The sequence below is a fragment of the Pseudorhodoferax sp. Leaf265 genome (genome assembly GCF_001422365.1).
GTDB lineage: Bacteria > Pseudomonadota > Gammaproteobacteria > Burkholderiales > Burkholderiaceae_C > Pseudorhodoferax.
In genome coordinates, this window is sequence record NZ_LMMT01000040.1 from 518,872 (window position 1) to 544,575 (window position 25,704).

At 70.5% G+C, this 25,704-nt stretch carries 24 protein-coding genes and 1 pseudogene; 10 read left to right on the top strand and 15 right to left on the bottom strand.

Translation table 11 applies throughout. From position 1 onward, the window contains the following. The first annotated feature begins 27 nt into the window (after window positions 1–27). The 3 genes from ASF45_RS33905 to ASF45_RS33915 are packed head-to-tail and all read left to right on the top strand — an operon-like array spanning window position 28 to window position 3,228. The gene (locus ASF45_RS33905) at window positions 28–1,302 is read left to right on the top strand and encodes a putative DNA modification/repair radical SAM protein (RefSeq protein WP_056674268.1); all 1,275 of its coding nucleotides are present in this window, start codon (window positions 28–30) and stop codon (window positions 1,300–1,302) included. Then, window positions 1,289–2,737, top strand: coding sequence for a UdgX family uracil-DNA binding protein (locus ASF45_RS33910; protein ID WP_235581111.1), 1,449 nt, complete (start codon window positions 1,289–1,291; stop codon window positions 2,735–2,737). Before ASF45_RS33905 ends, ASF45_RS33910 begins: the two co-directional genes overlap by 14 nt. Continuing rightward, on the top strand, window positions 2,734–3,228 hold the full coding sequence (locus tag ASF45_RS33915; RefSeq protein WP_056674274.1) for a flavodoxin family protein: 495 nt from the start codon (window positions 2,734–2,736) through the stop codon (window positions 3,226–3,228). The genes ASF45_RS33910 and ASF45_RS33915 overlap by 4 nt, the downstream gene beginning before the upstream one ends. A 33-nt stretch (window positions 3,229–3,261) precedes the next feature. On the opposite strand, the gene ASF45_RS33920 is transcribed toward ASF45_RS33915, so the two are convergent. After that, complete coding sequence (locus ASF45_RS33920; protein ID WP_056674277.1) at window positions 3,262–4,164, bottom strand: LysR family transcriptional regulator; 903 nt, start codon at window positions 4,162–4,164, stop codon at window positions 3,262–3,264. Window positions 4,165–4,283: 119 nt separating this feature from the next. On the opposite strand from ASF45_RS33920, the gene ASF45_RS33925 reads away from it, so the two are divergent. Then, window positions 4,284–5,150, top strand: coding sequence for a pirin family protein (locus ASF45_RS33925; protein ID WP_056674280.1), 867 nt, complete (start codon window positions 4,284–4,286; stop codon window positions 5,148–5,150). Between the two features lie 188 nt (window positions 5,151–5,338). On the opposite strand, the gene ASF45_RS33930 is transcribed toward ASF45_RS33925, so the two are convergent. From ASF45_RS33930 to hemN, 7 genes are all read right to left on the bottom strand, one after another. After that, entirely contained in the window at window positions 5,339–5,659 is a 321-nt protein-coding gene (locus ASF45_RS33930; RefSeq protein WP_156473296.1) for a hypothetical protein, read from the bottom strand. A 77-nt stretch (window positions 5,660–5,736) separates the two neighbouring features. Continuing rightward, the gene (locus ASF45_RS33935) at window positions 5,737–7,038 is read right to left on the bottom strand and encodes an HD-GYP domain-containing protein (RefSeq protein WP_056674288.1); all 1,302 of its coding nucleotides are present in this window, start codon (window positions 7,036–7,038) and stop codon (window positions 5,737–5,739) included. 32 nt (window positions 7,039–7,070) lie between these two features. Continuing rightward, the gene (locus ASF45_RS37005; protein ID WP_056674291.1) at window positions 7,071–8,648 is read right to left on the bottom strand and encodes a methyl-accepting chemotaxis protein; all 1,578 of its coding nucleotides are present in this window, start codon (window positions 8,646–8,648) and stop codon (window positions 7,071–7,073) included. A gap of 34 nt (window positions 8,649–8,682) precedes the next feature. Continuing rightward, window positions 8,683–9,105 (bottom strand): hypothetical protein, encoded by a 423-nt coding sequence (locus ASF45_RS33945; protein WP_056674293.1) that lies wholly within the window; start codon window positions 9,103–9,105, stop codon window positions 8,683–8,685. A gap of 12 nt (window positions 9,106–9,117) precedes the next feature. Then, window positions 9,118–10,323: a porin gene (locus ASF45_RS33950; protein ID WP_082551421.1), complete on the bottom strand. Its 1,206-nt coding sequence runs from the start codon at window positions 10,321–10,323 to the stop codon at window positions 9,118–9,120. A gap of 375 nt (window positions 10,324–10,698) precedes the next feature. Further along, on the bottom strand, window positions 10,699–11,409 hold the full coding sequence (locus tag ASF45_RS33955) for a sulfite exporter TauE/SafE family protein (RefSeq protein ID WP_056674300.1): 711 nt from the start codon (window positions 11,407–11,409) through the stop codon (window positions 10,699–10,701). Window positions 11,410–11,416: 7 nt separating this feature from the next. After that, the gene (gene hemN / locus ASF45_RS33960) at window positions 11,417–12,826 is read right to left on the bottom strand and encodes an oxygen-independent coproporphyrinogen III oxidase (protein ID WP_056674303.1); all 1,410 of its coding nucleotides are present in this window, start codon (window positions 12,824–12,826) and stop codon (window positions 11,417–11,419) included. Window positions 12,827–12,941: 115 nt separating this feature from the next. On the opposite strand from hemN, the gene fnr reads away from it, so the two are divergent. Further along, complete coding sequence (gene fnr, locus ASF45_RS33965) at window positions 12,942–13,661, top strand: fumarate/nitrate reduction transcriptional regulator Fnr (protein ID WP_056674306.1); 720 nt, start codon at window positions 12,942–12,944, stop codon at window positions 13,659–13,661. On the opposite strand, the gene ASF45_RS33970 is transcribed toward fnr, so the two are convergent. The 7 genes from ASF45_RS33970 to ccoN form a co-directional block, all read right to left on the bottom strand. Next, window positions 13,639–13,884: a hypothetical protein gene (locus ASF45_RS33970; RefSeq protein WP_056674309.1), complete on the bottom strand. Its 246-nt coding sequence runs from the start codon at window positions 13,882–13,884 to the stop codon at window positions 13,639–13,641. The genes fnr and ASF45_RS33970 overlap by 23 nt on opposite strands. 11 nt (window positions 13,885–13,895) lie before the next feature. Then, window positions 13,896–14,141 (bottom strand): hypothetical protein, encoded by a 246-nt coding sequence (locus ASF45_RS33975; RefSeq protein ID WP_056674312.1) that lies wholly within the window; start codon window positions 14,139–14,141, stop codon window positions 13,896–13,898. Window positions 14,142–14,152: 11 nt separating this feature from the next. Continuing rightward, a complete protein-coding gene (gene ccoG, locus ASF45_RS33980) occupies window positions 14,153–15,571 on the bottom strand; it encodes a cytochrome c oxidase accessory protein CcoG (protein ID WP_056674315.1) in 1,419 nt (472 codons plus the stop codon). 166 nt (window positions 15,572–15,737) lie between these two features. Further along, window positions 15,738–16,637 (bottom strand): cytochrome-c oxidase, cbb3-type subunit III, encoded by a 900-nt coding sequence (gene ccoP / locus ASF45_RS33985; RefSeq protein WP_056674318.1) that lies wholly within the window; start codon window positions 16,635–16,637, stop codon window positions 15,738–15,740. 9 nt (window positions 16,638–16,646) lie between these two features. Beyond that, window positions 16,647–16,784 (bottom strand): cbb3-type cytochrome c oxidase subunit 3, encoded by a 138-nt coding sequence (locus tag ASF45_RS33990; protein WP_056674321.1) that lies wholly within the window; start codon window positions 16,782–16,784, stop codon window positions 16,647–16,649. An 11-nt stretch (window positions 16,785–16,795) separates the two neighbouring features. Then, complete coding sequence (gene ccoO, locus ASF45_RS33995) at window positions 16,796–17,419, bottom strand: cytochrome-c oxidase, cbb3-type subunit II (protein ID WP_056674323.1); 624 nt, start codon at window positions 17,417–17,419, stop codon at window positions 16,796–16,798. A 21-nt stretch (window positions 17,420–17,440) separates the two neighbouring features. Next, window positions 17,441–18,877: a cytochrome-c oxidase, cbb3-type subunit I gene (gene ccoN / locus ASF45_RS34000; RefSeq protein WP_056674325.1), complete on the bottom strand. Its 1,437-nt coding sequence runs from the start codon at window positions 18,875–18,877 to the stop codon at window positions 17,441–17,443. 150 nt (window positions 18,878–19,027) lie between these two features. Between ccoN and soxR the strand changes: the two genes are divergently transcribed. The 5 genes and pseudogenes from soxR to ASF45_RS34025 form a co-directional block, all read left to right on the top strand. After that, window positions 19,028–19,492 (top strand): redox-sensitive transcriptional activator SoxR, encoded by a 465-nt coding sequence (soxR, locus tag ASF45_RS34005; protein WP_056674328.1) that lies wholly within the window; start codon window positions 19,028–19,030, stop codon window positions 19,490–19,492. A 155-nt stretch (window positions 19,493–19,647) separates the two neighbouring features. Then, complete coding sequence (locus ASF45_RS34010) at window positions 19,648–20,811, top strand: efflux RND transporter periplasmic adaptor subunit (protein WP_056674331.1); 1,164 nt, start codon at window positions 19,648–19,650, stop codon at window positions 20,809–20,811. Continuing rightward, entirely contained in the window at window positions 20,808–23,960 is a 3,153-nt protein-coding gene (locus ASF45_RS34015) for an efflux RND transporter permease subunit (protein WP_082551422.1), read from the top strand. The genes ASF45_RS34010 and ASF45_RS34015 overlap by 4 nt, the downstream gene beginning before the upstream one ends. After that, window positions 23,953–25,368 carry an efflux transporter outer membrane subunit gene (locus tag ASF45_RS34020; RefSeq protein ID WP_056674334.1) on the top strand — a complete coding sequence of 472 codons (1,416 nt, stop codon included), beginning with the start codon at window positions 23,953–23,955 and terminating at the stop codon, window positions 25,366–25,368. Before ASF45_RS34015 ends, ASF45_RS34020 begins: the two co-directional genes overlap by 8 nt. Window positions 25,369–25,401: 33 nt before the next feature. Beyond that, window positions 25,402–25,704 (top strand): annotated as a pseudogene (locus ASF45_RS34025) (superoxide dismutase [Fe]); the annotation flags it as partial.

Below are 25,704 nucleotides of genomic sequence, written 5' to 3' on the forward strand. Positions count from 1 at the left end.
TTTTTTACCCAGTATCATGGCGCTGCCATGGAACTGGACCGCAAGCTCGCCATCCTCGCCGACGCCGCCAAGTACGACGCTTCCTGCGCGTCCAGCGGCACGACCACGCGCGACTCGGTGGGCGGGCGCGGCATCGGCTCCACCGAGGGCGCAGGCATCTGCCACAGCTACGCGCCGGACGGCCGCTGCATCTCGCTGCTCAAGGTGCTGCTGACCAACTGGTGCCTGTACGACTGCCTGTACTGCGTCAACCGCGTCAGCAGCAATGTGCCGCGCGCGCGCTTCACCACCGCGGAGGTGGTGCAGCTCACGCTGGATTTCTACCGGCGCAACTGCATCGAGGGCCTGTTCCTGTCTTCCGGCATCATCCACAGCCCGGACCGCACCATGGAACTCGTGGTCGAGGTGGCCCGCAGCCTGCGCGAGGACCACGACTTTCGCGGCTACATCCACCTCAAGACCATTCCCGAGGCCCATCCTGAGCTGCTGGCCCGCGCCGGCCGCTACGCCGACCGCCTGAGCATCAACATCGAGCTGCCGACCAACGAAGGCCTGGTGGCGCTGGCGCCCGAGAAGGACGGCCGGGCCATCCGCCGCTCGATGGCGCGGCTGCGCGTGCACATCGACGACGCCAGGGGCGAGCAGGCGGCCGCGCGGCCCACCACCCTGCCCGCGGCGCGGCCCCGGCCGGCCGAGGCGCCGCGCTTCGCGCCGGCCGGCCAGAGCACGCAGATGATCGTCGGCGCCGACGCCGCCACCGACAGCAGCATCCTCGCCACCAGCGCCACGCTCTACGGGTCCTACCGGCTGCGCCGCGTCTACTACTCCGCCTTCAGCCCCATCCCCGACGCCTCGCGCCAGCTGCCGCCGGCCGCGCCGCCGCTGGTGCGCGAGCACCGGCTCTACCAGGCCGACTGGCTGATGCGCTTCTACGGCTTCGCGCACGACGAGATCGCCGGCGGCAGCGACGGCATGCTGGCGCTGGACATCGACCCCAAGCTGGCGTGGGCGCTGGCGCACCGCGAGCGCTTCCCGGTCGACCTGAACCGCGCGCCGCGCGAGCTGCTGCTGCGCGTGCCGGGCCTGGGCGTGAAGTCGGTCGACCGCCTGCTCGCGGCACGCCGCCTGCGCGTGCTGCGCGTGGACGACCTGGGCCGCCTGGGCGTGCCGCTGCGCAAGCTGCTGCCCTTCGTGAGCGTGCCGGGCGCCACCGCGCGCGGGCTGGACAGTGCGCAGCTGGCGGCCCGACTGCGGCCCCCACCGCGCCAGGCCTCGCTGTTCGATGCCCATGCGGACACTTGAACGGGTGCACACGGTGCGGCTGGCCGCGCCCGACGACCTGGCCAGCTTCAAGGCCGCGGTGCGCCGCCTCGTTGCGCAGCAGCTGCCGCCCGAGGCCGTGCAATGGCAGCTGGCCGACGCAGGCGACCTGTTTGACGACGGCCCGCACGCGCCCGACGCCGCCCCTGCCGCCCCATTGCGCCTCCCGGCCGACATGGTCGCGCTGCTCGAGAACGCCGCACTGCACCGCGACCCAGGCCGCTTCGCGCTGCTGTACCGCCTCGTCTGGCGCCTGCTGGCCGAACCCGGCCTGCGCGAGGACCCGCTCGACGCCGACCGCCTGCTGGCCGAACGCATGGCCCGCGCGGTGCGGCGCGATATGCACAAGATGACGGCCTTCGTGCGCTTTCGTCCGCTGCACGGTGGCCGGCACGTGGCCTGGTTCGAACCCGAGCACCACACCCTGTGCGCCACGGCGCCCTTCTTCGCGCGCCGCTTCGCGCAGATGCACTGGGCCATCCTGACGCCCGAGCGCAGCGCCCAGTGGGACGGCCAGACACTGGCCTTCGGGCCCGGCGCGCGACGCGAGGACGCGCCCGGCCCCGATGCCGGCGAACAGCTGTGGCTGACCTACTACGCCCACATCTTCAACCCGGCCCGGCTCAAGCCCGCGATGATGCAAAAGGAGATGCCGCGCCGCTACTGGAAGAACCTGCCCGAAGCCCAGCTGATCTCCCCGCTCATGCACGCGGCGGCGCAACGCAGCGGCCGCATGGTCGAAGAAGCGGCCAGCGACCCGCAACACCGCCGGCCGGTCGCCTCCATCGCGCTGCGCCTGGACCAGCGCCCGCCGCAGACCGCCGCGCCGGACACGCTGGCCGCGCTGCGCCTGGCCACGGCCCAGTGCCGCGCCTGCCCGATCGGCCAGCACGCGACCCAGGCCGTGCACGGCGAAGGGCAGCCGGGCGCGGCCCTCATGCTGGTGGGCGAGCAGCCGGGCGACCAGGAAGACCTGCGCGGCCAGCCCTTCGTCGGCCCGGCCGGCCAGTTGCTGCGGCGTGCGCTGGAGCAGCTGGGCTGGCCGTCCGGGGCGCTGTACCTCACCAATGCCGTCAAGCACTTCAAGTACGAACTGCGCGGCAAGCGCAGGCTGCACAAGACCGCCGGGCAGAAGGAGGTCGCCATCTGCAGCCAGTGGCTGGAGCGCGAGATCGGCCTGGTGCGCCCGCGCGCGGCCGTGGCGCTGGGCGCCACCGCCGCGCGCGCGCTGCTGGGCCGTGCCGTGCCCATCGGCGAGACGCGCGGCCAATGGCTGCACCGTGCCGATGGCCTGCCCGTCCTGGTCACCCTGCACCCGGCTGCACTGCTGCGCATGGACGCGCCCGACCCCGAGTCCGCCTTCGCCGACTGGCTGGCCGACCTGCGCGCGGCCGCGCCTATCATGGCCGCCCCATGAAGAAGACGCTGCTGATCGTCCACCACAGCCTGACCGGCGGCACGGCGCAGCTGGCACAGGCGGCGCTGCGGGGCGCGCAGACCGAAGAAGGTGTGCAGACCCGATTGCTCAAGGCCGTGGACGCCGGCCCCGACGACCTGCTGGCGGCCGACGGCTACCTGTTCGCCACGCCCGAGAACCTGGCCGCCATCGCCGGCCTCATGAAGGACTTCTTCGACCGCTGCTACTACCCGGTGCTGGACCGCATCCAGGGCCGGCCCTATGCCACGCTCGTCTGCGCCGGCAGCGACGGCAGCAACGCGGCGCGGCAGATTGCGCGCATCGCGACGGGCTGGCGGCTCAAGGCCGCGGCCGAGCCGCTGATCGTCTGCACCCATGCGCAGACGCCCGCGCAGATCCTCGCGCCAAAGCAGATCGGCGCGGCCGACCTGCAGCGCGCCGAGGAACTGGGCGCAGGGCTGGCCGCGGGCCTGGCGCTGGGCGTCTTCTGAAACGCCCGCCAGCGCGCGCCTGGCAGCCCCGCTTCAGTCCTCGTCCAGCGCCTGGAACCGGTCTGCCAGGAAATCCACCAGCGCCCGGACGGCAGGCAACAGCCCGCGCCGCGAGGCGAACACCGCGTGGATGATCTCGCGCCGCGGCGCCCAGCCCGGGATCACGTGGACCAGCGCGCCGCGCGCGATCTGTTCGCGCACCATCGTCGAGGGCAGCTGCACCACGCCCACGCCGGCGATCGCCGCCGCGCGCAGCGCCACCATGCCGCGCGTGACCAGGCGTGGCCGGTGGCGGATGGCCGCCTGCGCGCCGTCGGGCCCGATCAGGTTCCACACGTGCTCGTGCTGCGGCAGCCCCAGGTCCATGCTCGGCAGGCCCGCCAGGTCGGCCGGCACCGCGGGAACCGTGCCGGCCAGCAGCCGCGGGCAAGCCACCAGGCATTGGCCGCGCTCGGCCAGCACGCGCATCACCAGCTCGCTGTCCTCGATCGGCGGCGGGCGCACGCGGATGGCCACGTCGATGCCTTCGCCCACCACATCCACGCGGCGGTTGGTTTCCTCCAGGTGCAGCTCCACGCGCGGATGCGCGGCCAGGAAGGCCGCCACCATGTCGGCCACGTGCAGGTCCAGCAGCGCCACCGGGCAGCTCATGCGCACCACGCCGCGCGGCTCCGCATGTGTCAGCGCGATGGCCTCGTCGGCGGCCTCGGCCTCCACCAGCATCGCCTTGCAGTGGCCGTAGTAGGTCTGGCCGGTCTCGGTGACCGCGAAGCGCCGCGTCGAGCGCTGCAGCAGGCGCGTGCCCAGGCGCTCCTCGAGCAGCGCAATGCGCCGGCTCAGCCTGGACTTGGGCATGCCCAGCGCCCGGCCTGCCGGCGCGAAGCCGCCGTGGTCCACCACCTGCACGTAGTAGTAAAGATCGTTGAGGTCTTGCATCGTTCACCAAATAGAACGCTGATGGCAAATATTGGCCACTACCGAGACCAGTGTTCGAATCCTATTCTCTCTTCATCGGCCAGGACCGGTGTCCTGGCGAAGCATGCAAGGAGTTGCAGATGAAGAAGGTTCTTGGTGTCTACAGCGCTCCCCGCCCGCACTGGGTGGGCGATGGTTTTCCGGTGCGTTCGCTGTTCGGCTACGACGGCCTGGGCAAGCACCTGAGCCCGTTCCTGCTGCTGGACCAAGCAGCCCCGACACCCTTCCCGCCGGCCACGCAGCCGCGCGGCGTGGGCCAGCACCCGCACCGCGGCTTCGAGACCGTGACCATCGTCTACCAGGGCGAGGTGGAGCACCGCGACTCCACCGGCGCCGGCGGCCTGATCGGCCCGGGCGACGTGCAGTGGATGACGGCCGGCGGCGGCATCCTGCACGAGGAGTTCCACTCGCGCGCCTTCACCGCGCGCGGCGGCACCATCGAGATGGTGCAGCTCTGGGTCAACCTGCCCGCCAGGGACAAGATGACCGACGCGCACTACCAGACTCTGCTGGATGCACAGATCCCCTCGGTGGCGCTGCCGGACGGCGCGGGCCGGGTGCGGGTGATCGCCGGCGCTTTCGAGGGGCAACGCGGCCCGGCGCGCACCTTCACGCCGATGGACGTGCGGGACATCCGCCTCGTCCAGGGGGGCATGGCCCGCTTCGACGCCCAGCCGGGCCACACGCTCGCGCTGGTGGTGCTGCATGGCACGGTGCAGGTCAACGGCGACACCATCGCCCGTGAAGGGCAGCTGGTGCACCTGGACCGCGCCGGCAGCGGCATGGCCATCGAAGCCAACGGCGACGCCAGCCTGCTGTGGCTGTCGGGCGAACCGATCGACGAGCCCATCGTGGGCTACGGCCCGTTCGTGATGAACAGCCAGGCCGAGATCCAGCAGGCCATGGCCGACTTCAACGCCGGCCGTTTCGGCCGGATGGCTGCCTGACAACGCCCTGGATCCGCAGCGTGCCCGACTGCCGCGTGCGCAGCGCAGGCGCTGCGGTGCCGCTGCGCTTGTGAAGGGGTTGGTTGGGCGCCCCGGCCCGCACGGCGAGATCCCGCGAGAAATGCTGGGTTGCTGACACTGCGTGCACCGGGGCCTTGCGTGAGATCAAGCGATCTCTTCACACGCTCTCAGCGGGCCGGCACGACATTGGCCCGGCCATCGCGCGAAGGCACGGCGTCGGACGAGGTCGGCGGTGGCGCCGCGCCTTCGGGCGTCACCACGGTGGCGCGGCCATCCGGCGTGGGCTGCGGAATCTCCGGCGGCGGCCCGCCGCGCGCGGCGTCGCGCCGACGGCCCGCCTCGCGCACGCAGGCCTCGCGCGCCGGGGCCGACAACTGGCCGCTGTTGCAGATCGCCAGGTCGCTCTGGTAGATCTGCTCGACCGCGTTGGCCTGGGCCCAGGCCCATCCCGCACCCACGAGCGGGGCGAGCAGGACAACAGTGGCCACATGGCAGCGCATGGAGGAAGGGTGCACCGCTGCGCCCCGCCGCCGTGTGGGCCAGGGCCGCATCGGCATGTGGGGCCTCAGGCCGCCACGGGGGACCGCGTCGGCGGCTGGTGTTCGTAGAAGCAGCGCACGCGCGCGACCGGCGCCAGGTAGGCACGCGCGCTCGCGGGCAGTTGCGCGGGCTTGAGGCTGCGGCGGATGCCTTGCTCCGGCACCGATTCCAGGTCGAGGATGAGAGCCTGGTCGGGCGGCACGGCCGGGTCGTGCACAAGCACGCGCGGCTTGAGCGGGCGCGTGGAATTGACCGACACCACCAGCGCATAACGCTCGTTGGCCAGCTGCACCACCGAGCCCGGCGGGTACACGCCCATCATGCGGATGAAGGCGCCCAGCACCTCGGCGTCGAAGCAGGCCTTGTGGCGCGCGAAAATCAGCGCCAGCGCCTCGTGCGGCGTCAGCGCCTGCACCGGCGCCAGGGCGGGTGGATTGCACAGGCGGTCGTAGCGGTTCACGAGCGCGAGCACCTTGCCACCCGTGCTCATGTCCTCGCGCTGCACACCGGCGGGAAAGCCGCTGCCATCGGCCATCTCGTGGTGCTGCCCGATGGCCTGCAGCGCCCAGGCCGACAAGCCCATGCGCCGGCCGGTCTTCACGCTCTCGCGCACGTGGCTGCGGTAGATGGCCATGTCTTCGGGCGTGTAGCGCTCGTCGCGCATGCGCAGGCGCGCCGGCAGTTGCTGCTTGCCCACGTCGTGCAGCAGCGCGGCGATGCCCAGTTCGGTCAGGCCATGCGCGGGCAGGCCCAGGGCCCGGCCCAGCAGCAGGGCCAGCACCATGGTGTTGGCCGGGTGCGTGGCCTGGCTCTCGCCCGTGCCCTCGGACAACAGGCGGATCGTGGCCTCGCCATCGACCAGGATCTCGGCCACGCAGCGGGCCACCAGCGCTTCGCACTGCTCGCGCATGGCGACGGGCCGTGCGGGCAGTTCCTCGACCACGCGCTGGTACAGCTGCACCACTTCGCCGAAGCGCTGCTCGCACTGCTGCAGGTTGGCCTGCTGGGCCGCGAGCTGCTGCTGCCGCTGCGCCTGCAGGGCGCGGGCCTCGGCCTGCAGCCGGTCCTGCACCGCGTCCTCGGAGCGCACATCGCCGGTGCCGGAGAGACCGCCGAAATCCGAAGGCGGCTCCTCGGGATCGCTGCGGTCGGGGAAGTAGCGCACCTGCGTCAAGCCCAGCGCACGGATGGTGCGGATCTGGTTGCTCGACGTGATCTTGAAGCTGCCGCGCGGGAAGGGATGGTCCATCCAGCCCAGGTCGAGCTGGATGAACAGGCCGCGCCGGAGTTGACCGACATCGATCAACTGCGAGCCCTTGTCATCCATGGCGAAACAGCACGCGGCCTGGCATCAGAACATTATGTCGTGGCCATGGCATAGGTCGACACGGCTTGCGCGGTCTGCGCCACAGGTGCCGCCATCGCCCCGAGCCGAAAGCGTTCGACCGCATGCTGCAGCTTGCCTGCCTGCGACTCCATGCTGCCGGCCGCCGCGGCAGCCTGCTCCACGAGCGCGGCGTTCTGCTGCGTCATCTGGTCCAGCTGCACGATGGACTGGTTCACGTCGGCGATGCCCTGGCTCTGCTCGTTCGACGCCGCCGTGACCTCGCCGATGATGTCAGACACGCGCTGGACGCTGGCCACGATCTCGCCCATGGTGGCGCCGGCGTCCTGGACCAGCACCGCGCCCGAGCCCACGCGGGCCACGTTGGTGCCGATCAAGGCCTTGATCTCGCGCGCCGCCGCTGCGCTGCGCTGCGCCAGCGAACGCACCTCGCTGGCCACCACTGCGAAGCCGCGGCCCTGCTCGCCGGCGCGCGCCGCCTCCACCGCCGCGTTCAGCGCCAGGATGTTGGTCTGGAACGCGATGGAGTCGATCACGCCGATGATGTCGCCGATCTTGCGCGAGCTGGCACTGATCTCCTCCATCGTGCTGACCACCTGGCCCACCAGCGCGCCGCCCTTTTGCGCCACGCTGGCGGCCGAGCCGGCCAGCTGGTTGGCCTGGCGCGCCGCATCGGCGCTCTGGCGCACGGTCTCGGTCAGCTGCTGCATGTGCGCGGAGGTCTGCTCCAGCGAGCCGGCCTGGCGCTCGGTGCGCTCGGACAGGTTCTGGTTGCCGGCCGCGATCTCGCGCGAGGCGATCGTCATCGCATCGGTGCCGCCGCGCACGTTGGCCACGATGGCGGCCAGGCCCTGCGCCATGTCGCGCACCGCGGCCAGCAGGCTGGCCTCGGCACCGGGCGCCACGTCGATGGGCTGCGACAGGTCGCCCTCGGCCATCTGGCGCATGACATCGCACGCGTACTGCGGCTCGCCGCCGAGCTGACGCCAGATGCTGGCGATCAGCAGCCACGAGCCCAGGGCCAGCACCGCCACCACCACCAGGCCGCTGGCCACGGTGGCCAGCACGCCGGATCGCACGCCCACCTCGGCCCGCGCCAGGTCGGCATCGAAGCTGGAGCGCGCTTCGCCCTGCATCTGGCCCAGTTCGGCCTCCAGCCGCTTGAGGGCCGCCTGCATGCGCGGGATGGCGCCGGCTTGGTCGCCCTGCTTCATGCCCAGGAACAGCTGCGCCGTCTCCACCGCCGCGGCGTAGTAGACCTCGAAGTCGCGCTCCAGCTGCGCCCCCGGCTCGGCCTTGCCGGCGATGGACTGGATCTGCCGCAGCGTCTTGCGCATGGCCGTGGCGCGCTCGGCCGCTTCCTCCAGCCGCCTTTTCTCGCCTTCGGCCACCGCGCTCTGCACGGTGTTGCCCAGGCCTTCGAGCTGGCTGGCGAAGCGGTTGGAGGCATCCAGGTAGGGATAGGCCACCTCGCTCACGTGGTCGATCGCCTCCTGTGTGCGCGTCGCGAAGAACAGCACCACGGCGATGCCCAGTCCGAACAGCAAGGCCGCCATGACGGGCAGCAATGCGATGCGGGTCTTCAGATTCATGCCAACCTCCAGGACGGACCACCGCTGGGCACCGTCAATCGACGTTCAACACCACTTTCACCGACCCATCGACGGCCGATTTCTCGATGTAGCCGATGGCGTCCGGATTGGCCGCCACGAAGCTCTTCACATCGGCCGCGCTGGCCAGTTCCTTGGGCGGCGTGGCCTTGCCCGAGAACACCAGCCGCGACCAGCCGGCCTTGACCTGGGCCGAGGACTTGCCCGTGACCTTGGTGTAGAACTGCTCGCGCACCGCGGCACTCTCAGGCAGGTCGGCCGCAGCCGCGGCCGCGCCGCTGGGCAGCTGGTTGCTCTTGCCCAGGAAGATGCTTGCGACCTGGTCGGCCGTCATGGCCGCCGTGGCGCTCTTGGCGCCCACCACCACGGCCACCTGGGCCTGAGCGACACCGGCCGCCACCGACAGCGTGAGCAGGGCGAAGACCTTGATGCAGTTCATGCTGCGCCCTCCTCAAAACACGAAGTCCACAGCCAGGCTGTAGACGTTGACGCGCTTGTTCACGAAGCTCGGATCGGCGTTGTAGAACTGGCCGGCGCCCGTGGTCTTGATGCGGTCGAACTGCGCCTTCACGGCCACGTTGCGCATCGCATCCCAGCGCACACCCAGTGCGATGGTCTTTTGCGGCGTGCTCTGGGCCGCCGTCGCGCCATCGACATAGACCCGCAGCGGTGCCTGCATGCCGGGCAGCACCACAGAGGCCGGAATGGTGTTGTCGACGTTGCTGTCGTCGGTCTTCAGGCGCGACAGCGTGGCATAGGGCGTGAACTTGCCGACGCGGTAGCCCACCGTCGTGTACCAGCCGGTGGTGTCGGGGATGAAGGTCTGCATCCTGCGCATCGTGTACTCGGCCAGCACGATCCAGTTGCCCTGGTCGTAGGTCAGCCCCACGCCGCTGAAGCTGGCCCGTTTGTCGTTCGGATCGAGCTGGTCACCGACGCCGGCGAACGGCGTGCGGCGCAGCACACCCACCAGGTCGTTGAGCGGGTCCGAGTGCACCGTCAGCTTGCCCGTCGCATGGCCCAGCCGCAGACTCAGGCCGTCCAGCAGCTCGATGGTCGCGTTGACGCCGACCAGCGCATCGATCTCGACCTTGGTGTGCTCGACATGCGAGGAGCTCTTGCCACCGAAGACCTGCAGCGTCAGCGCCTTGCCGGCGACGCTGGTCTGCCAGCTCAGGTCGACACCGTCGAAGTGGCTTACGGGCACCTGGCCGTAGACATCGATGGGCGGGCGCAGCCAGGTGTTGGCATAGCCCACGTCACGGAAGTCCGACACCGCGAAGAAGGGCCCGCCCATGCGGCCGACGCGCAATGCCAGTGCGGGGGTGGCCTGCCACTTGGCGAAGGCCCATTCGATGCCCGGTGTGAAGCTGCCCTGGCCGTTCTGCTTGCTGAGCACCTGCACCGTGGCCGAGAACTGGTTGTTGAATTTGGCGCCCAGCTGCACCCCCAGCTTGCTGTCGACCTCACCGCTCCAGGACTTGTCGGCGCCGCGGATCTGGCTGGGGATCACGTACTCGGCACCGTCCCTGTCGGTGCCGACCACGCCCACGGTGCCGAAACCGGACAGGCTGAAGATCGACTCGGACTGCGCCTGGGCACTGGTGGCCAGGCTCGCGAGCGCGGCGGCCGCGGCCACCCGAAGCTGAAATCTCATGGCGAACTCCTTCGATGGACTGGGCGCTGCACGGCATGCACCAGGCTCTGCAGGCAGCACCGGGAGCGGTGGTCGGTGCCCGGTGGGCACCGCTCCCGCAGTCCGGCGGGCGCTGTGGAACAGGCGGGCGCCGGCCGGCGCGTTCGACGGAAGGCAGCAGATCGTGTGTGTTCTGTTTCTTGGAATTCCCTTCGTGCATGCATCCTAGAAGTGGATCGCCGATCGCGGACACGCATCCACCGGCCGGCTGTCGCCTCCACCATGCCGGTCGTAGACAGAATGCGTACGAGCCGCGCAAGCCGGCCCGTGCATGCCATGTGGGGGCGGTCGTGCCGGCCCAACTGCCGGGGAAGGGACGCGGGGGAACGCAGCCGCTCAGCGCGGCAGGCACCAGGGCGCCTGGGCGTGCACGAGGCCGTGCCACAGTGCCCAGGACGAACTGCCCAGCAAGGCCAGGCCAGCCAGGCGCGTGCCCCAGGCCGAGAGCACCTCGGCGCGGCCGGCCAGCACGCCGCGCGGCCCGCCTGCCAGGGCCGGCAGGCGTAGCACCAGCCAGGGCGCGGCCCACAGCGACAGCGCCGAACCGGCCGCGAAGGCCAGCATGGCGCCCGCACCATGGGCCACATCGCCCGCGAGCGCCGCCGTCAGCAGCGCCGCCTGCAGCAAGCCACACGGCATCAGCGCCCAGGCCAGGCCCACGAGGAAACTGCCGCCGCGCCGCGGCGCCAGCGCCCGTGCACGTTGCCACAGCGCCCGGCCCTGGCGTTCCAGCCAGGCCGGCTGGCGTGCCTGCAGCAACAGCACCAGCCCCAGCGCGATCGCGGCCAGGTGCACGAAGCTCCAGAGCGGCCGCAAGGCCACGCTGGCGCCGCCCAGCCAGCCCAGGCCCTGCATGGACCAGGCGGCCAGCGCGCCCATGGCCGCATAGCCGGCGGCCCGGCCGGCATGGAACTGCGCCAGCGCACGGCTGCCGTGCGGCTCCCCGGCGCGGGCTACGCCGGCGCAGGCCGCGCCACACATCAGCGCGCAGTGCGGTCCGCCGGCCAGGCCCATCAGCAACGCGGTCATGCCGAGGTTGGCGGCCATGGGGGGCTCAGAGGATGCGCGAGAAGCGTGCGCGCGTGCGGTCGGCCTGCACGTAGCGGTCGAACACCATGGCCACCGCGCGCACCAGGTACCAGCCCGTGGCCGTGACCTGCAGGCCCTGTGCGTCGATCTGCACCAGGCCGTCGTCCTGCAGCGCCTGCAGCTGCGCGAGTTCGGCCGCGAAGTACTGGCGAAAGTCGATCAGCCAGGCCAGCTCGACGGGTTCGAACTGCAGCGCGCCCTGGCACATCAGCGCCATGATCACGCTGCGGCGCAACAGGTCGTCGCGCGTGAGCGCCAGCCCGCGCACCACGGGGAGCGCACCCTGGTCCAGCAGGTCGCAGTACTGCTCCATGGTTTTGGCGTTCTGCGTGTAGCTGGCGCCGATCTTGCCGATGCCCGACACGCCCAGCGCGATCAGGTCGCAATCGGGCTGCGTGCTGTAGCCCTGGAAGTTGCGGTGCAGCCGGCCCTGGCGCTTCGCCACGGCCAGCGCATCGCCAGGCAGCGCGAAGTGGTCCATGCCCACATAGACATAGCCGGCCGCCTCGAAGCGTGCCAGCGCCGCGCCCAGCATGGCCAGCCGCGCTGCGCCATCGGGCAACTGTTCGGCATGGATGCGGCGCTGCGGCTTGAAGCGCTCGGGCAGGTGCGCATAACCATACAGCGCAATGCGCTCGGGCCGCAGCGTGACGACCTGCTCCAGCGTCTGCGCGAACGAGGCCGGGGTCTGCAGCGGCAGGCCGTAGATCAAGTCCACGTTGAGCGACTCGAAGCCCAGCCCGCGCGCGCTGTGCACGAGCTGCTCCACCTGTGCATAGGGCTGCACGCGGTGCACGGCCTTCTGCACGGCGGGATCGAAGTCCTGCACACCGAACGAGAGCCGGTTGAAGCCCAGGCCGGCCAGGCGCTGCAGCCTGCCGGCATCCACGGTGCGCGGGTCGATCTCGATGGCGTATTCGCCCCCCGGCGCCAGCGCGAAGCGGCGGCGCAGCAGGTCCATGAGCCGGGCCAGCTCGTCGTCGTTCAGGAAGGTCGGGCTGCCCCCGCCCAGGTGCAGCTGCGAGACCGGCTGGCCTTCGCCGAGCGCGGCCACGTACAGATCGATCTCGCGCGCCAGATAGTCCAGGTAGGGCGCAGCCTTCTCATGGCGCTTGGTGATGATCTTGTTGCATGCGCAGTAGTAGCACAGCGACTCGCAGAACGGGATGTGCACATACAGCGACAGCGGCAGCGCCCACCCTGGCCCGCCATGGCGGCGCTGCAGGAGCGCCTGCTGCAGGTTGTCGGGGCCGAAAGCCTCGACGAAGCGGTCGGCCGTGGGGTAGGAGGTGTAACGTGGGCCAGGCCGGTCGAAGCGCTGCAGCACGTCGGTGGGAATCGCGGATGCGGCGGGGCAAGCCAGAGAAATCGTCATGGGGAAATCCTTGGATCTGGACTTTGCCTGCGACGACCCGTCCAGACCTTGACCCAGATCAAGCCTTTGCTCGCGAAGGTTTGAGACAATTTGCGCCACGTCATGAAAGGACGCCATGCACCCGCACACCATCAAAGTCGCCTGTTCCAACTGCAACCTGCGTGAGCTCTGCATGCCCATGCAGCTCGACCAGCAGGCGCTGGAGCGCATTGACGAAGTGGTGGCGACGCGCAAGTCCGTGAAGCGCGGCGCCACCCTGTTCCACAGTGGCGAGAAGTTCACTTCGCTCTACGCGATCCGCACCGGCTTCTTCAAGACCCTGGTTGCCACCGACGACGGCCGCGAGCAGGTCACGGGCTTCCAGATGGCCGGCGAGATCATCGGCCTGGACGGCATCGTCAACGACAAGCACAGCTGCGACGCCGTGGCGCTGGAAGACGCCGAGGTCTGCGTGATGCCCTTCGACCGGCTCGAGGAGCTCTCGCGCGAGGTCAACGCGCTGCAGCACCACGTGCACAAGATCATGAGCCGCGAGATCGTGCGCGAGCACGGCGTCATGCTGCTCTTGGGCAGCATGCGCGCCGAGGAGCGCGTGGCCGCCTTTCTGCTGAACCTGGTCAAGCGCCTGCATGCGCGTGGGTTCTCGCGCAGCGAACTCGTGCTGCGCATGACGCGCGAGGAGATCGGCAGCTACCTGGGCCTCAAGCTCGAGACCGTGAGCCGCACCTTCTCCAAGTTCGTCGAGGAAGGCATCGTCGAGGTCAAGCAGCGGCACCTGCGCATCGTCGACGCCGACGCGCTGCAGCGCATCGTCAATCCCCAGGTCTGCCACTGAGCGCCTCCGGCGTGGCCAGCAGCAGCGTGAGCGCGCTGCCCGCCATGGCCACCGCCCAGAACGCGAAGAAGCTCGCGGTGTAGACCGACATCGCCGACCAGTCCAGCGCGCGGCCCAGCCAGTGCAGGTCGTGCGGGTCGACCAGCGCGAACACCAGCATTTCCAGTACGCCGGCGGCCAGGAAGGCCGGCCAGGCGATCCACATCAGGCGGCGCGCCGCCACAGCCCCCCTCCTCAGCGCCGCGCCGGCACGGTGCCGGTCGCCGCGTGGTTGCGCCCGGCCATCGCGGGCTGCAGGTCGAAGGCCTCTTCGGCGGCCACCTGGGCGGGCGCCGGCGCGACCACCGGGTCGGCGCCATGGAACGCGATCACGGCCGTCGCGATGCCGGCCACGACGACCGCGAGCGGGCCGCCGATCACCATCCAGACCATGCCGTAGCGCCACCAGGGGCGCGCGACCGGGGCGTGTTGTTCCTGCATCGAGGTCTCCTTCACCGGGGAATCAAAAACACGGACTTCTCGCTGACACGGGCACCGCCGTCCAGCATGCGCAACTCGAAACGGATGGGGTGCGAGCCGCCCGCGACCGCTCCTTGCTGCGGGATCTGCAGCCGCACGGCGACCCAGCGCGAGGCGGTGGCGTCCACGTCGACCTCGGGCTCGGAGGTGACGACGAGGCCAGGCAGGCCGCTCGCACCGATGGCGAAGCGCTGGTGCGATTCGGTGGCGTTCATGATCTGCAGGCGGTAGACGTTCTCGACCGCACCGCCAGCCACGATCCGGGCCATGGCGCCGCGGTCGCGCACCACGTCCACCTTGAACGGTGTGCGCAACGCCAGGCTCATGGCCAGGCCCAGCGAGATCGCGAGCAGCACGCCGGCATAGACCAGCACGCGCGGGCGCAGCACCCTGCGCCAGATCTGCGCCCGGCTCCAACCCCGGGCCAGGCCTTGCTGCGTGGTGAACTTGACGAGGCCGCGCGCGTAGCCCATCTTGTCCATCACGCCGTCGCAGACGTCGGCGCAGGCGCCGCAGCCGATGCATTCGTACTGCAGGCCCTTGCGGATGTCGATGCCGGTCGGGCAGACCTGCACGCACAGCGTGCAGTCGATGCAGGCACCCAGGCCGCGCGCCGCCGCGTCGGCGTTGCGCGGGCGGCTGCCGCGCGGCTCACCGCGCGCGCTGTCGTAGCTCACGATCAGCGTGTCGCGGTCGAACATCGCGCTCTGGAAGCGCGCATAGGGGCACATGTACTTGCACACCTGCTCGCGCAGGAAACCCGCATTGCCGTAGGTGGCCAGGCCGTAGAACAGCACCCAGAAGACCTCCCACGGCCCCATGGTCGTGGTGATGAAGGACATCGCCAGCTCACGGATCGGCGTGAAGTAGCCCACGAAGGTGAAGCCGGTCCACAGCGCGAAGACGACCCAGGCGATGTGCTTGAACCACTTCTTGACCAACTTCTCCATCGACAGGGGGGCCGCATCGAGCTTCATGCGCGCGCCGCGGTCGCCCTCGATGCGCCGTTCGATCCACAGGAAGATCTCGGTGTAGACCGTCTGCGGGCACGAAAAGCCGCACCACAGCCGGCCGGCCACGGCCGTGAACAGGAACAGCGCCAGTGCAGAGATCACCAAGAGGCCCGCCAGGTAGATGAAGTCCTGCGGGTACAGCACCAGGCCGAAGATGTAGAAGCGCCGCGCCTGCAGGTCGAACAGCAGCGCCTGCCGCTCGCCCCACTGCAGCCAGGCGGTGCCGTAGAAGGCCAGCTGCGTGAACCAGACCAGGGCCCAGCGCCAGTTCTGGAAGAAGCCCGCGACGGTGCGCGGGTAGACCGTCTTCTGGGCCTCGAACAGCGGGCCCAGTTCGGGCTCGGGCTGGATGGGGATGACCTTGCGTGGTGTCGTCATGCCAGGCAGCGCCGTCTGTCAGCCACGGGCCAGGGGTGCCATGCACAGGGCAGAAGGCCGCGGAGCAGGCCGTGCCAGCGGCCGCCGCGGAACTGGCTCTGCCAGGCCGCTGGCGGCGCCCCCTTGAGGGGGTTGGCGGAGCACGCAGCGCGCAGACTGGGGGTGGTCATCGGCTCGACAGGCCCCAGACGTAGGACGCCAGCACGCGGATCTGCTCCGCGCTGAACTTGCCTTCCTGCGCCGGCATCTGGTTGGTCTTGCCGTTGTTGACCATCGCGACGATGGCCTCCTCGCCCCAACCGTGCAGCCAGATGTTGTCGGTCAGGTTGGGCGCGCCCAGCAACGGATTGCCCTTGCCGTTGCTGCCATGGCAGGCGGCGCAGACGGTGAACTTGGCCTTGCCCAAGGCGGCGCGCACCGAGTCGTGCGGGCCATTGGACAGGCTCAGCACGTAGTGCGCCACGTTGCGCACGTCGTCGGGCGTGCCCACCGCCGCGGCCATGGGCGGCATCGTGCCGATGCGGCCCTTGGCGATGGTCTCGGCGATCTTGTCGGGCTCGCCGCCCCACAGCCAGTCACCGTCCGCGAGGTTCGGGAAACCCTTGCTGCCGCGTGCGTCCGAGCCGTGGCACTGGGCGCAGTTGTTCATGAACAGGCGCTCGCCGATGGCCCGGGCCTGAGGGTCCTTGGCGATCTCGGGCACCGGCATCCCGGCGTACTTCGCGTAGACCTGCGCCGTGACCTCCTTGTGCTTGGCCACGTCGGCCGCGTGCTCGCCCACCGAGCTCCAGTTCAGCGTGCCGGGCTTGTCGCCCAGGCCGGGGTACAGCACCAGGTAGACCAGGCTGAAGACCACGGTGATGACGAACATCCAGACCCACCAGCGCGGCAGCGGGTTGTTCATCTCGCGCAGGTCGCCGTCCCAGACATGGCCGGTGGTGTTGTCGCCGGTCGGCGAGACGCGCGCCTTGCCGGCGCCCCACAGCAGCAGCATGCAGCCGAGGATGCCGCCCAGGGTCACGGCAATGATCGCGATGGACCAGAAGCCGCTTGTGAAATCGCTCATGGTGTCCTCTTACTCCTGGTCGAAAGGCAGCTGCGCCGCCTCTTCGAACGACTGCTGGTTGGCGCGCGACCAGGCCCAGGCCCAGATCGCGACGAAGGCGACGAACGAGGCCACGGTGGCCACGGCACGCAGGGTGTTGATGTCCATGGTCCAGCTCCTCACTTGACGGCCAGGCCGAGCGATTGCAGGTAGGCGATCGTGGCCTCCATCTCGGTCCGGCCCTTCACGTCCGCGGGCGCCTTGGCGATCTCCTCGTCGGTGTAGGGCACGCCCAGGCGGCGCAGGGCGCGCATGTTGGCGGCCAGCTGCGCGCCGTCGATGGCGGCCTTGTCCAACCAGGCGTAGGCCGGCATGTTGGACTCTGGCACCACGTCGCGCGGGTTCATCAGGTGGATGCGGTGCCACTCGTCGTTGTACTTGCCGCCCACGCGGTGCAGGTCGGGGCCGGTGCGCTTGCTGCCCCACTGGAACGGGTGGTCGTAGACGAACTCGCCGGCCAGCGAATGGTGGCCGTAGCGCAGCGTCTCGGCCTGCAGCGGACGGATCATCTGCGAGTGGCAGTTGTAGCAACCCTCGCGCAGGTAGACGTCGCGGCCGGCCAGCTGCAGCGCGGCGTAGGGCTTGACGCCTTCGATGGCCACCGTGGTGGTGCGCTGGAAGAACAGCGGCACGATCTCCACGAGGCCGCCGACCAGCAGCACCAGCAGGATCAGCACGATCATCAGGAAGTTGTTGGTCTCGATGCGCTCGTGCGCACCGGGCTTGTCGAGGTTCTGCGACATGGTTGTTCTCGTGCGTGGGGATCAGTGGGCCGCCGCAGGCTGCGGAATCACGACTGTGGCGGGCCGCGCGTTGAGCATGGTCATGACCATGTTCCAGGCCATCACCAGCATGCCGCCCAGGTACAGCAGGCCGCCCAGCAGCCGCACCGCGTAGAACGGGTACGTGGCCTTGACGGACTCGGCGAAGGTGTAGGTCAGCGTACCGTCGGCGTTCACGGCGCGCCACATCAGACCCTGCATCACGCCGGCGATCCACATCGCGGCGATGTACAGCACGATGCCGATGGTGGCGGTCCAGAAGTGCAGCTCGATGGCCTTCACGCTGTACATCTGCTTCTGGCCGAACAGCCGCGGGATCAGGTAGTACAGCGAGCCCATGGTGATGAGCCCGACCCAGCCCAGCGCGCCCGAGTGCACATGGCCCACGGTCCAGTCGGTGTAGTGGCTGAGCGCGTTGACGGTCTTGATCGACATCATCGGGCCCTCGAAGGTGCTCATGCCGTAGAACGACAGGGCCACGATCAGAAAGCGCAGGATGGGGTCGTCGCGCAGCTTGTGCCAGGCGCCCGACAGCGTCATCACGCCGTTGATCATGCCGCCCCAGGAAGGCGCCAGCAGGATCAGCGAGAACACCATGCCGACCGACTGCGTCCAGTCCGGCAGGGCCGTGTAGTGCAGGTGGTGCGGGCCGGCCCACATGTAGGTGAAGATCAGCGCCCAGAAGTGGACGATGGACAGCCGGTAGCTGTAGACCGGGCGCTCGGCCTGCTTGGGGATGAAGTAGTACATCATCCCGAGGAAGCCGGCCGTGAGGAAGAAGCCCACGGCGTTGTGGCCGTACCACCACTGCACCATGGCGTCCTGCACGCCGGCATAGGCCGAGTAGCTCTTCCAGAACCCCGCGGGCATGGCCGCGCTGTTGACGATGTGCAGCAGCGCCACGGCGATGATGAAGGCGCCGTAGAACCAGTTGGCCACGTAGATGTGGCGCACCTTGCGCGTGGCGATGGTGCCGAAGAACACGATGGCGTAGGACACCCAGACCACGGCAATCAGCACGTCGATGGGCCACTCCAGCTCGGCGTATTCCTTGCCCGTGGTGTAGCCCAGCGGCAGCGTGATGGCCGCGGCCACGATCACGGCCTGCCAGCCCCAGAACGTGAACGATGCGAGCCAGCCGCCGAACAGCCGTGTCTGGCAGGTGCGCTGCACCACGTAGTAGGCCGTGCCGAACAGCGCGGAACCGCCGAATGCGAAGATCACCGCGTTGGTGTGCAGCGGCCGCAGCCGGCCATAGCTGAGCCATGGAATGCCCAGGTTCAGCTCCGGCCAGGTCAGCTGGGCGGCAATGACGACCCCCACCAGCATGCCCACCACCCCCCAGACCACGGCCATGACGGAAAACTGGCGCACGACGGCGTCGTTGTAGACCGTGGCCGGGCTTCTCGATTGATTCATCGCTGCCTCTCTTGAACGCTTTTTCAGCACTGCGGGGCAGTGTCGGACGGGGCCTGCAGGGTCGCTTTGATGCAAGTCAAGCGACATGCAGGTGCCGCGCGGCACGCGGGCCGCGCCCTACACTGCGGGCCCGATCCGAGAACCGACGGCATGCCCACAACCCACACCGACCAGCCGCGCTACCTCAGCGTGGGCGAGGTCGCACTGCGCAGCGGCGTGGCGGTGTCCACGCTGCACTTCTATGAATCCAAGGGGCTCATCAGCAGCGTGCGCACCGAGGGCAACCAGCGCCGCTTCACGCCCGGCGTGCTGCGCTACATCGCCATCGTCAAGGTCGCGCAGCGCGCGGGCATTGCGCTGGAGGAGGTGCGCCAGGCCCTGGGCGAGTACCGGCCCGAGGTGCGTGTGACGGCCGCGCAATGGCGCGCCGTGGCCTCGCGCTGGCGCCGTGCCATGGACGAACGCATCCTCCAACTGCAGCGTCTGCGCGACGAGCTGGACAGCTGCATCGGCTGCGGCTGCCTCTCGCTCAAGGACTGCCCGCTGCGCAACCCGGGCGACGCGCTGGCCCAGCAGGGGCCGGGGCCGCGCATCCTGGAGCGCCCTCTGCGTTGAGTCGCGCCAATCCGTTGGGCGACGCGCCACTGGCGCGACGGCACCACAGCGAATAACCTTGTCGCTTGACCTCAAGTTCACTTGAGGTCTTACAAACGCGGTCGACCGCCAGGTGCCGGGCCCGTTGCCCCGCCTGCAGCGGCAGGGAGAAACGCATGCAAGAACCATTGCCGGACGCCGCACGCGTCCGCAAGCCGGCCGCGTGGAGGGCGCTGGCCACCGTCGCGGTCGCGGCGGCGCTCGTGGCCGCCGCGCTGGCCGCCTGGCGCGCCAGCCGACCCACCCCACCCGCCTGGTCCGGCGGCGCCCCGGTCGACGTGGCGGCCACCACGCTGCAGGCCGAGGTCGCGCCCCGCACGCTGCAGGCCCTGGGCGAGCTGCGCGCCGTGCGCCAGGTCATGTTGCCGGCCGAGGTGGCGGGCCGCGTGGCCGCGATCCGCTTCGAGGCCGGCCGCACGGTGCAGGCCGGCCAGCTGCTCGTGCAGCTGGACGACGCGACCGAGCAGGCCGACCTCGCCGCGGCCCAGGCCCAGGAAGTCTTCGCACGCCAGCAGCTCGCGCGGGCCCAGGCGCTGGCGGCCACGGGCGCGCTCGCGCAGGAGGTTCTGCAGCAGCGCCAGGCCGAGCACGACCAGAGCGCGGCCCGGGTGCTGCAGCTGCTGGCACGCATCCGCCAAAAGCGCATCGAGGCGCCGTTTGCGGGCGAGCTCGGCCTGCGCCGCATCGACCTGGGCCAGTACCTGCAGCCCGGCGACGCCGCCGCAAGCCTGACCGATCTGTCCAGCCTGCAGGTGAACTTCGACCTGCCGCAGCAGGAGCTGGCACACGTGCGCGTGGGCCAGTCGCTGCTGCTGCACAGCGGCGCGTCGGACACCGCGCCCGTGCGGGCCCGCGTCAGCGCGGTCGAGCCCCAGGTCGGCCGCGACACGCGCAGCGCGACCGTGCAGGCGACCATGTTCCCTGCGTCCGCTGCACAGCACCGCCTGCGGCCCGGCATGTACGTCACGGTGGCGCTGGAGCTGCCGCCCGAGGCCGGCGCGCTGCTGCTGCCGGCCACCGCCGTCATGACCTCCTCCTCGGGCGACCAGGCGCTGCGCGTGCGCACGCTGTCGGCCGACGGCATCGGCCAGGCCGAGTTCGTGCCCATCACGCTGGGCCGGCGCATCGGCGAACGCGTGGTCGTGGCCCAGGGCCTGGCGGCCGGCGACGTGGTCGTGACCGAGGGCCAGCTGCGCGTGCAGCCCGGCAGCGCGCTGCGCGTGGTGGCGGCTGCGTCAGCTCAGGCCGCCCCGGCCGCGCATGGCGGAGGCCAGCCATGAGCACCGCCGGGCCGCCCCAAGGTGCTCAGCACCGCAGCGCGCGGCGCGAAGGTTCATCCACAGGCTTCACCGACCTGTTCATCCGCCGACCCATCCTGTCGGTCACGCTCTCGGCCCTGATCCTGCTGACCGGCCTGGCCGCGCTGTTCTCGCTGCCGATCCGCCAGTACCCGCAGATGGAGAGCGCCACCATCGTCGTGGCGACCAGCTACCCGGGCGCCTCGCAGGAGGTCATGCAGGGCTTCGTCACGACGCCGCTGGCCCAGGCCATCGCGAGCGCGAACGGCATCGAGTACCTGTCGTCCACCTCCACACCAGGGCGCAGCGAGGTCAAGGCCAAGCTGGTGCTCAACGCCAACGCCGACCGCGCCATGACCGAGGTGCTGGCCAAGGTGCAGCAGGTCAAGTACCGACTGCCCCAGGGCGCCTTCGACCCGGAGATCCGCAAGATCACGGACGGCGTCTCGGCCGTGCAATACCTGGACTTCGCGAGCCAGCGGCAAAGCATCCCCGAGATCACGGACTTCATCGCGCGCGTGGTGCAGCCCATGGTCACGGCCGTGCCAGGCGTGGCCTCGGCCGAGATCCTGGGCGGCCAAACCTATGCCATGCGGCTGTGGGTGGACCCCGTGCGGCTGGCCGCGCGCGGGCTCACGGCCGCAGACCTGGCCTCCGCGCTGCGCGCCAACAACGTGCAGGCCGCGCCAGGCGCATTGCGCGGCGCCGACACGCTGGTGCCGATCACGGCCGCGACCGACCTGCGCAGCGTGCAGGACTTCCGCGACATGGTGCTCAAGCGCGGCCCTGCCAGCGTGGTGCGCCTGGCCGACGTGGCCACCGTGGAACTCGGCGGCCAGAACGACGACAGCAGCTTCCTGGGCGACGGCCAACGCTCGGTCTCGCTCGGCATCGCCCCCACGCCCGACGGCAACCCGCTCGAGATCGTGCGCGGCGTCAACGCGCTGCTGCCCGACCTGCAGCGCGCCGCGCCGCCCGGGCTCACGGTCGGCAACGTGTTCGGCACGGCGCGCTTCGTCAACGCCTCGATCGACGAGGTCCTGCAGACGCTGCTGGAGGCCGTGCTCATCGTGGTCGTCGTGATCTTCCTGTTCCTCGGTTCGCTGCGCGCGGTCGCCATCCCCGTGGTCACAATCCCGCTGTCGCTGGTCGGCACGGCCGCGCTGATGCTGGCCTTCGGCTTCTCGCTGAACCTGCTCACGCTGCTGGCCATGGTGCTGGCGATCGGGCTGGTCGTGGACGACGCCATCGTCGTGGTGGAGAACATCCACCGCCACATCGAGGACGGACTGTCGCCCGCCCACGCGGCGCTGGTCGGCGCGCGCGAGATCGTCTGGCCCGTGGTCGGCATGACGGTCACGCTGGCCGCCGTCTACGCCCCCATCGGCCTCATGGACGGGCTGACCGGCGCGCTGTTCAAGGAGTTCGCGTTCACGCTGGCCTGCGCGGTCATCGTGTCGGGCGTGGTGGCGCTCACGCTGTCGCCGATGATGAGCAGCTTTCTGCTGCGCCGTGATCTGTCGGGAGGCCGGCTCGCGCACCGGATCGAGCAGGCCATGCAGGCGCTGGCTGACCGCTACGGGCGCCTGCTGGGCCATGCGCTGGCGGCGCGCGCGGCGGTGCTGCTGGCCTGCGTGCTCGTGTGCGGCGGCATCGTGGTGATGTTCCTGGGCGTGCAGCGCGAACTCGCGCCGGCCGAGGACCAGGGCTATGTGTTCGTCGCGGCGCGCGCGCCGCAGTACGCCAGCAAGGACTACACCGAGCGCGCGGGCCATGCGGTCGAGGCCCTGTTCCGCCAGCTGCCGGACTACCAGAACAGCTTCTTCACGAGCGGCACGAACGGGCAGAACAACGGCTTCGGTGGCGTGGTGCTCAAGCCCTGGGCGCAGCGCGAGATGGCGGCCAGCCAGGTCGAGGCACAGCTCAACGCGCAGGCCGGCAGCATCACGGCGGCGGCCGTCACGGCCTTCCAACCCGCGCCGCTGCCGGCCGGCAGCGACGGCCTGCCCGTGCAGATGGTGCTGCGCGCGCCGGTCGCGTTCACCGAGCTGCACCAGGCCCTGCAGACGCTCCAGGCCGCGGCCCGCGGCAGCGGTCTGTTCGCCTACGTGGACAGCGACCTGGCCTTCGACAGCGCGCAGGCGCGCCTGACGGTGGACGCGGCCAAAGCCGGCGAGATGGGCGTGACCATGGGCGACATCGCCGACACGCTGGCCGTGCTGGTCGGCGAGAACGTCATCAACCGCTTCAACTGGTTCGACCGCTCCTACGACGTGATCGCGCAGGTGCCGCGCGCGCAGCGCCGCACCCCTGGCGACCTCACGGGCTACTACGTGCGCGCGGCGTCGGGCCAGCTCGTGCCGCTGGCCACGCTGGTGCAGGTGCAGGTCCGGCCCCAGGCCAACCGGCTGCCGCAGTTCAACCAGATGAACGCCGTCACACTGTCGGCCGTGCCCATGCCCGGTGTGACCATGGGCCAGGCCGTGGACTTTCTGCGCAAGCAGCCGCTCCCCGCGGGCGCGCAGATCGACTGGCTGTCCGACAGCCGGCAGTTCGTGCAGGAAGGCAACCGGCTGCTGGTGTCCTTCGGCTTCGCGCTCGTGGTGATCTTCCTCGTGCTGGCCGCGCAGTACGAGAGCCTGCGCGACGCGCTCGTGATCCTGGTCACGGTGCCGCTGGCCATCTGCGGCGCGCTGCTGCCGCTGTGGCTGGGCTACGCCACGATGAACATCTACACGCAGATCGGCATGGTCACGCTGATCGGCCTGATCTCCAAGCACGGCATCCTGATGGTCTCGTTCGCCAACGACATCCAGCGCCAGGACGGTCTCGGGCCGCTGGCGGCCATGCACAAGGCGGCCGTGATCCGCATGCGGCCCGTGCTCATGACCACGGCCGCGATGGTGGCCGGCCTGCTGCCGCTGCTCGTGGCCAGCGGCGCCGGCGCGGCGAGCCGCTTCGCGATCGGCGTGGTCGTGGTGTCCGGCATGCTGGTCGGCACGCTGTTCACGCTGTTCGTTCTGCCCGCGGTCTACGCGCTGCTGGCGCGCGACCATGGCGTGCAGGCGGCCTCGCCGCGCGCCCGCGCGCTCGCGCTGGCAGCAACGCAGGCGGAGATGCGCCATGTCTGAGCACCCGTTGCTGCGTTCCGCCGCCCTGGCCATCGCGTTGCTGGCCGCCGGCTGCTCCTTCGCGCCGGCCTACGAGCGCCCAGCCACGCCACTGCCCGCGCACTGGGACAGGCAGGCTGCGGCCGCGACCTCCGCGCCGCCCTCCCGTGCAGCCACGCCCACCTGGCAGGATTTCGTGGTCGACCCGCAGCTGCGCGCGCTGGTGGCGCGGGCGCTCGCGAACAACCGCAGCCTGCGCCAGACCCTGCTGGACGTGCAGGCGGCCCGCGCGCTGTACCGCGTGCAACGCGCCGAGCAGCTGCCCGGCCTGCAGGCCGAGGCCGGGGGCCTGCGCCAGCGCCAGAGCGAGGAGCTGCGCGCGCCGGGCTCGCCCGCCGTGCACAGCAGCCTGCAGGCCGGCGTGGGCCTGGCCGCGTTCGAGCTGGACCTGTTCGGCCGCGTGCGTGCGCTGTCCGACGCTGCGCTGCAGGAGGTCCTGGCCACCGAGGAGGCCGCGCTCGGCGCGCGCGTGAGCCTCGTGGCCGAAGTCGTCCAGGCCGCTGTGGCGCGCCAGGGCGCGCAACAGCGCCTGCAGCTAGCCCGCCAGACGCTGCAGGCGCGCGAGCGCGCGCTGGACCTCGTGCTGCAGCGGCAGGCGGCGGGCGCGGCCACCGCGCTCGACGTGCAGGAGGCCCGGGGCCTCGTGCATGCGGTGGCAGCCCAGCACGAGCGCATCGCGCGCGAGGAACGCCAGGCCGGCCACGCGCTCGCGCTGCTCGTGGGCGATCCGGGCGGCGTGCCGGCCACCGGCGACGGCCCGCTGCTGCGGCAGGATCTATGCGCGGGCCTGCCCTCGGAGCTGCTCGCGCAGCGGCCCGACATCCGCGCGGCCGAGCACCACCTGCGTGCGCGCAATGCCCACATCGGCGCGGCGCGCGCGGCCTTCTTCCCACGCATCGCGCTGACCGGCCTGTTCGGCAGCGCGAGCGCGGACCTGTCCGGCCTGTTCGGCGCGGGGCAGCGCAGCTGGTCGTTCGCGCCGCAGCTCGTGCTGCCGCTCTTCGACGGCGGCCGCAACGCCGCCAACCTGGACCTCGCGCTGCTGCGCAAGGACCAGGCCGTGGCCGCCTACGAGCTGAGCATCCAGACGGCCTTCCGCGAGGTGGCCGACGCGCTGGCGGCCACCGAGACGCTGCGGCGCGAGGAGGCCGCGCAGCGCGCGCTGGCCGACACCAGCCGCGAAGCCCTGCGCCTGGCGCAGGCGCGCTGGCAGACCGGCGCCGACGACCACCTGCGCTACCTCGATGCCCAGCGCAGCGCGCTCGCGGCGCAGATGGACTGGATCGCGGTGCACACCGCGCACCAGGTCGCGCTGGCCACGCTGTTCCGCGCGCTGGGCGGCGGCTGGCAGGCCGCGGTCCCTTCCTGAATCCCTTGTCCCACCACCCTGAAAGGAAACCCCATGGAACACCAACTTCCCCCTCTGCCGTACGCCATCGATGCGCTGGCGCCCTACTACTCCAAGGAAACGCTGGAGTTCCACCACGGCAAGCACCACAACGCCTACGTCGTGAACCTGAACAACCTGCAGAAAGGCACGGAGTTCGAGAACCTGACGCTGGAACAGATCGTCAAGAAGTCCAGCGGCGGCATCTACAACAACGCAGCCCAGATCTGGAACCACACCTTCTTCTGGAACTGCATGAAGCCCGCCGGCGGTGGCGAGCCCAGCGGCAAGCTGGCCGATGCCATCAACGCCAAGTGG

Excerpts from the sequence above, each read along its gene's own strand:
- ASF45_RS34020 (WP_056674334.1), top strand. The coding sequence starts at position 23,953 with ATGTCTGAGCACCCGTTGCTGCGTTCCGCCGCCCTGGCCATCGCGTTG.
- ASF45_RS33910 (WP_235581111.1), top strand. The coding sequence starts at position 1,289 with ATGCGGACACTTGAACGGGTGCACACGGTGCGGCTGGCCGCGCCCGAC.
- ccoG (WP_056674315.1), bottom strand. The coding sequence starts at position 15,571 with ATGACGACACCACGCAAGGTCATCCCCATCCAGCCCGAGCCCGAACTG.
- ASF45_RS34010 (WP_056674331.1), top strand. The coding sequence starts at position 19,648 with ATGCAAGAACCATTGCCGGACGCCGCACGCGTCCGCAAGCCGGCCGCG.
- ASF45_RS33950 (WP_082551421.1), bottom strand. The coding sequence starts at position 10,323 with ATGAGATTTCAGCTTCGGGTGGCCGCGGCCGCCGCGCTCGCGAGCCTG.
- ASF45_RS33920 (WP_056674277.1), bottom strand. The coding sequence starts at position 4,164 with ATGCAAGACCTCAACGATCTTTACTACTACGTGCAGGTGGTGGACCAC.
- ccoP (WP_056674318.1), bottom strand. The coding sequence starts at position 16,637 with ATGAGCGATTTCACAAGCGGCTTCTGGTCCATCGCGATCATTGCCGTG.
- ASF45_RS37005 (WP_056674291.1), bottom strand. The coding sequence starts at position 8,648 with ATGAATCTGAAGACCCGCATCGCATTGCTGCCCGTCATGGCGGCCTTG.
- soxR (WP_056674328.1), top strand. The coding sequence starts at position 19,028 with ATGCCCACAACCCACACCGACCAGCCGCGCTACCTCAGCGTGGGCGAG.
- ASF45_RS33955 (WP_056674300.1), bottom strand. The coding sequence starts at position 11,409 with ATGGCCGCCAACCTCGGCATGACCGCGTTGCTGATGGGCCTGGCCGGC.
- hemN (WP_056674303.1), bottom strand. The coding sequence starts at position 12,826 with ATGACGATTTCTCTGGCTTGCCCCGCCGCATCCGCGATTCCCACCGAC.
- ccoO (WP_056674323.1), bottom strand. The coding sequence starts at position 17,419 with ATGTCGCAGAACCTCGACAAGCCCGGTGCGCACGAGCGCATCGAGACC.
- ASF45_RS33915 (WP_056674274.1), top strand. The coding sequence starts at position 2,734 with ATGAAGAAGACGCTGCTGATCGTCCACCACAGCCTGACCGGCGGCACG.
- ccoN (WP_056674325.1), bottom strand. The coding sequence starts at position 18,877 with ATGAATCAATCGAGAAGCCCGGCCACGGTCTACAACGACGCCGTCGTG.
- ASF45_RS34015 (WP_082551422.1), top strand. The coding sequence starts at position 20,808 with ATGAGCACCGCCGGGCCGCCCCAAGGTGCTCAGCACCGCAGCGCGCGG.
- ASF45_RS33945 (WP_056674293.1), bottom strand. The coding sequence starts at position 9,105 with ATGAACTGCATCAAGGTCTTCGCCCTGCTCACGCTGTCGGTGGCGGCC.
- ASF45_RS33935 (WP_056674288.1), bottom strand. The coding sequence starts at position 7,038 with ATGGATGACAAGGGCTCGCAGTTGATCGATGTCGGTCAACTCCGGCGC.
- ASF45_RS33925 (WP_056674280.1), top strand. The coding sequence starts at position 4,284 with ATGAAGAAGGTTCTTGGTGTCTACAGCGCTCCCCGCCCGCACTGGGTG.
- fnr (WP_056674306.1), top strand. The coding sequence starts at position 12,942 with ATGCACCCGCACACCATCAAAGTCGCCTGTTCCAACTGCAACCTGCGT.
- ASF45_RS33905 (WP_056674268.1), top strand. The coding sequence starts at position 28 with ATGGAACTGGACCGCAAGCTCGCCATCCTCGCCGACGCCGCCAAGTAC.
- ASF45_RS33990 (WP_056674321.1), bottom strand. The coding sequence starts at position 16,784 with ATGGACATCAACACCCTGCGTGCCGTGGCCACCGTGGCCTCGTTCGTC.
- ASF45_RS33975 (WP_056674312.1), bottom strand. The coding sequence starts at position 14,141 with ATGCAGGAACAACACGCCCCGGTCGCGCGCCCCTGGTGGCGCTACGGC.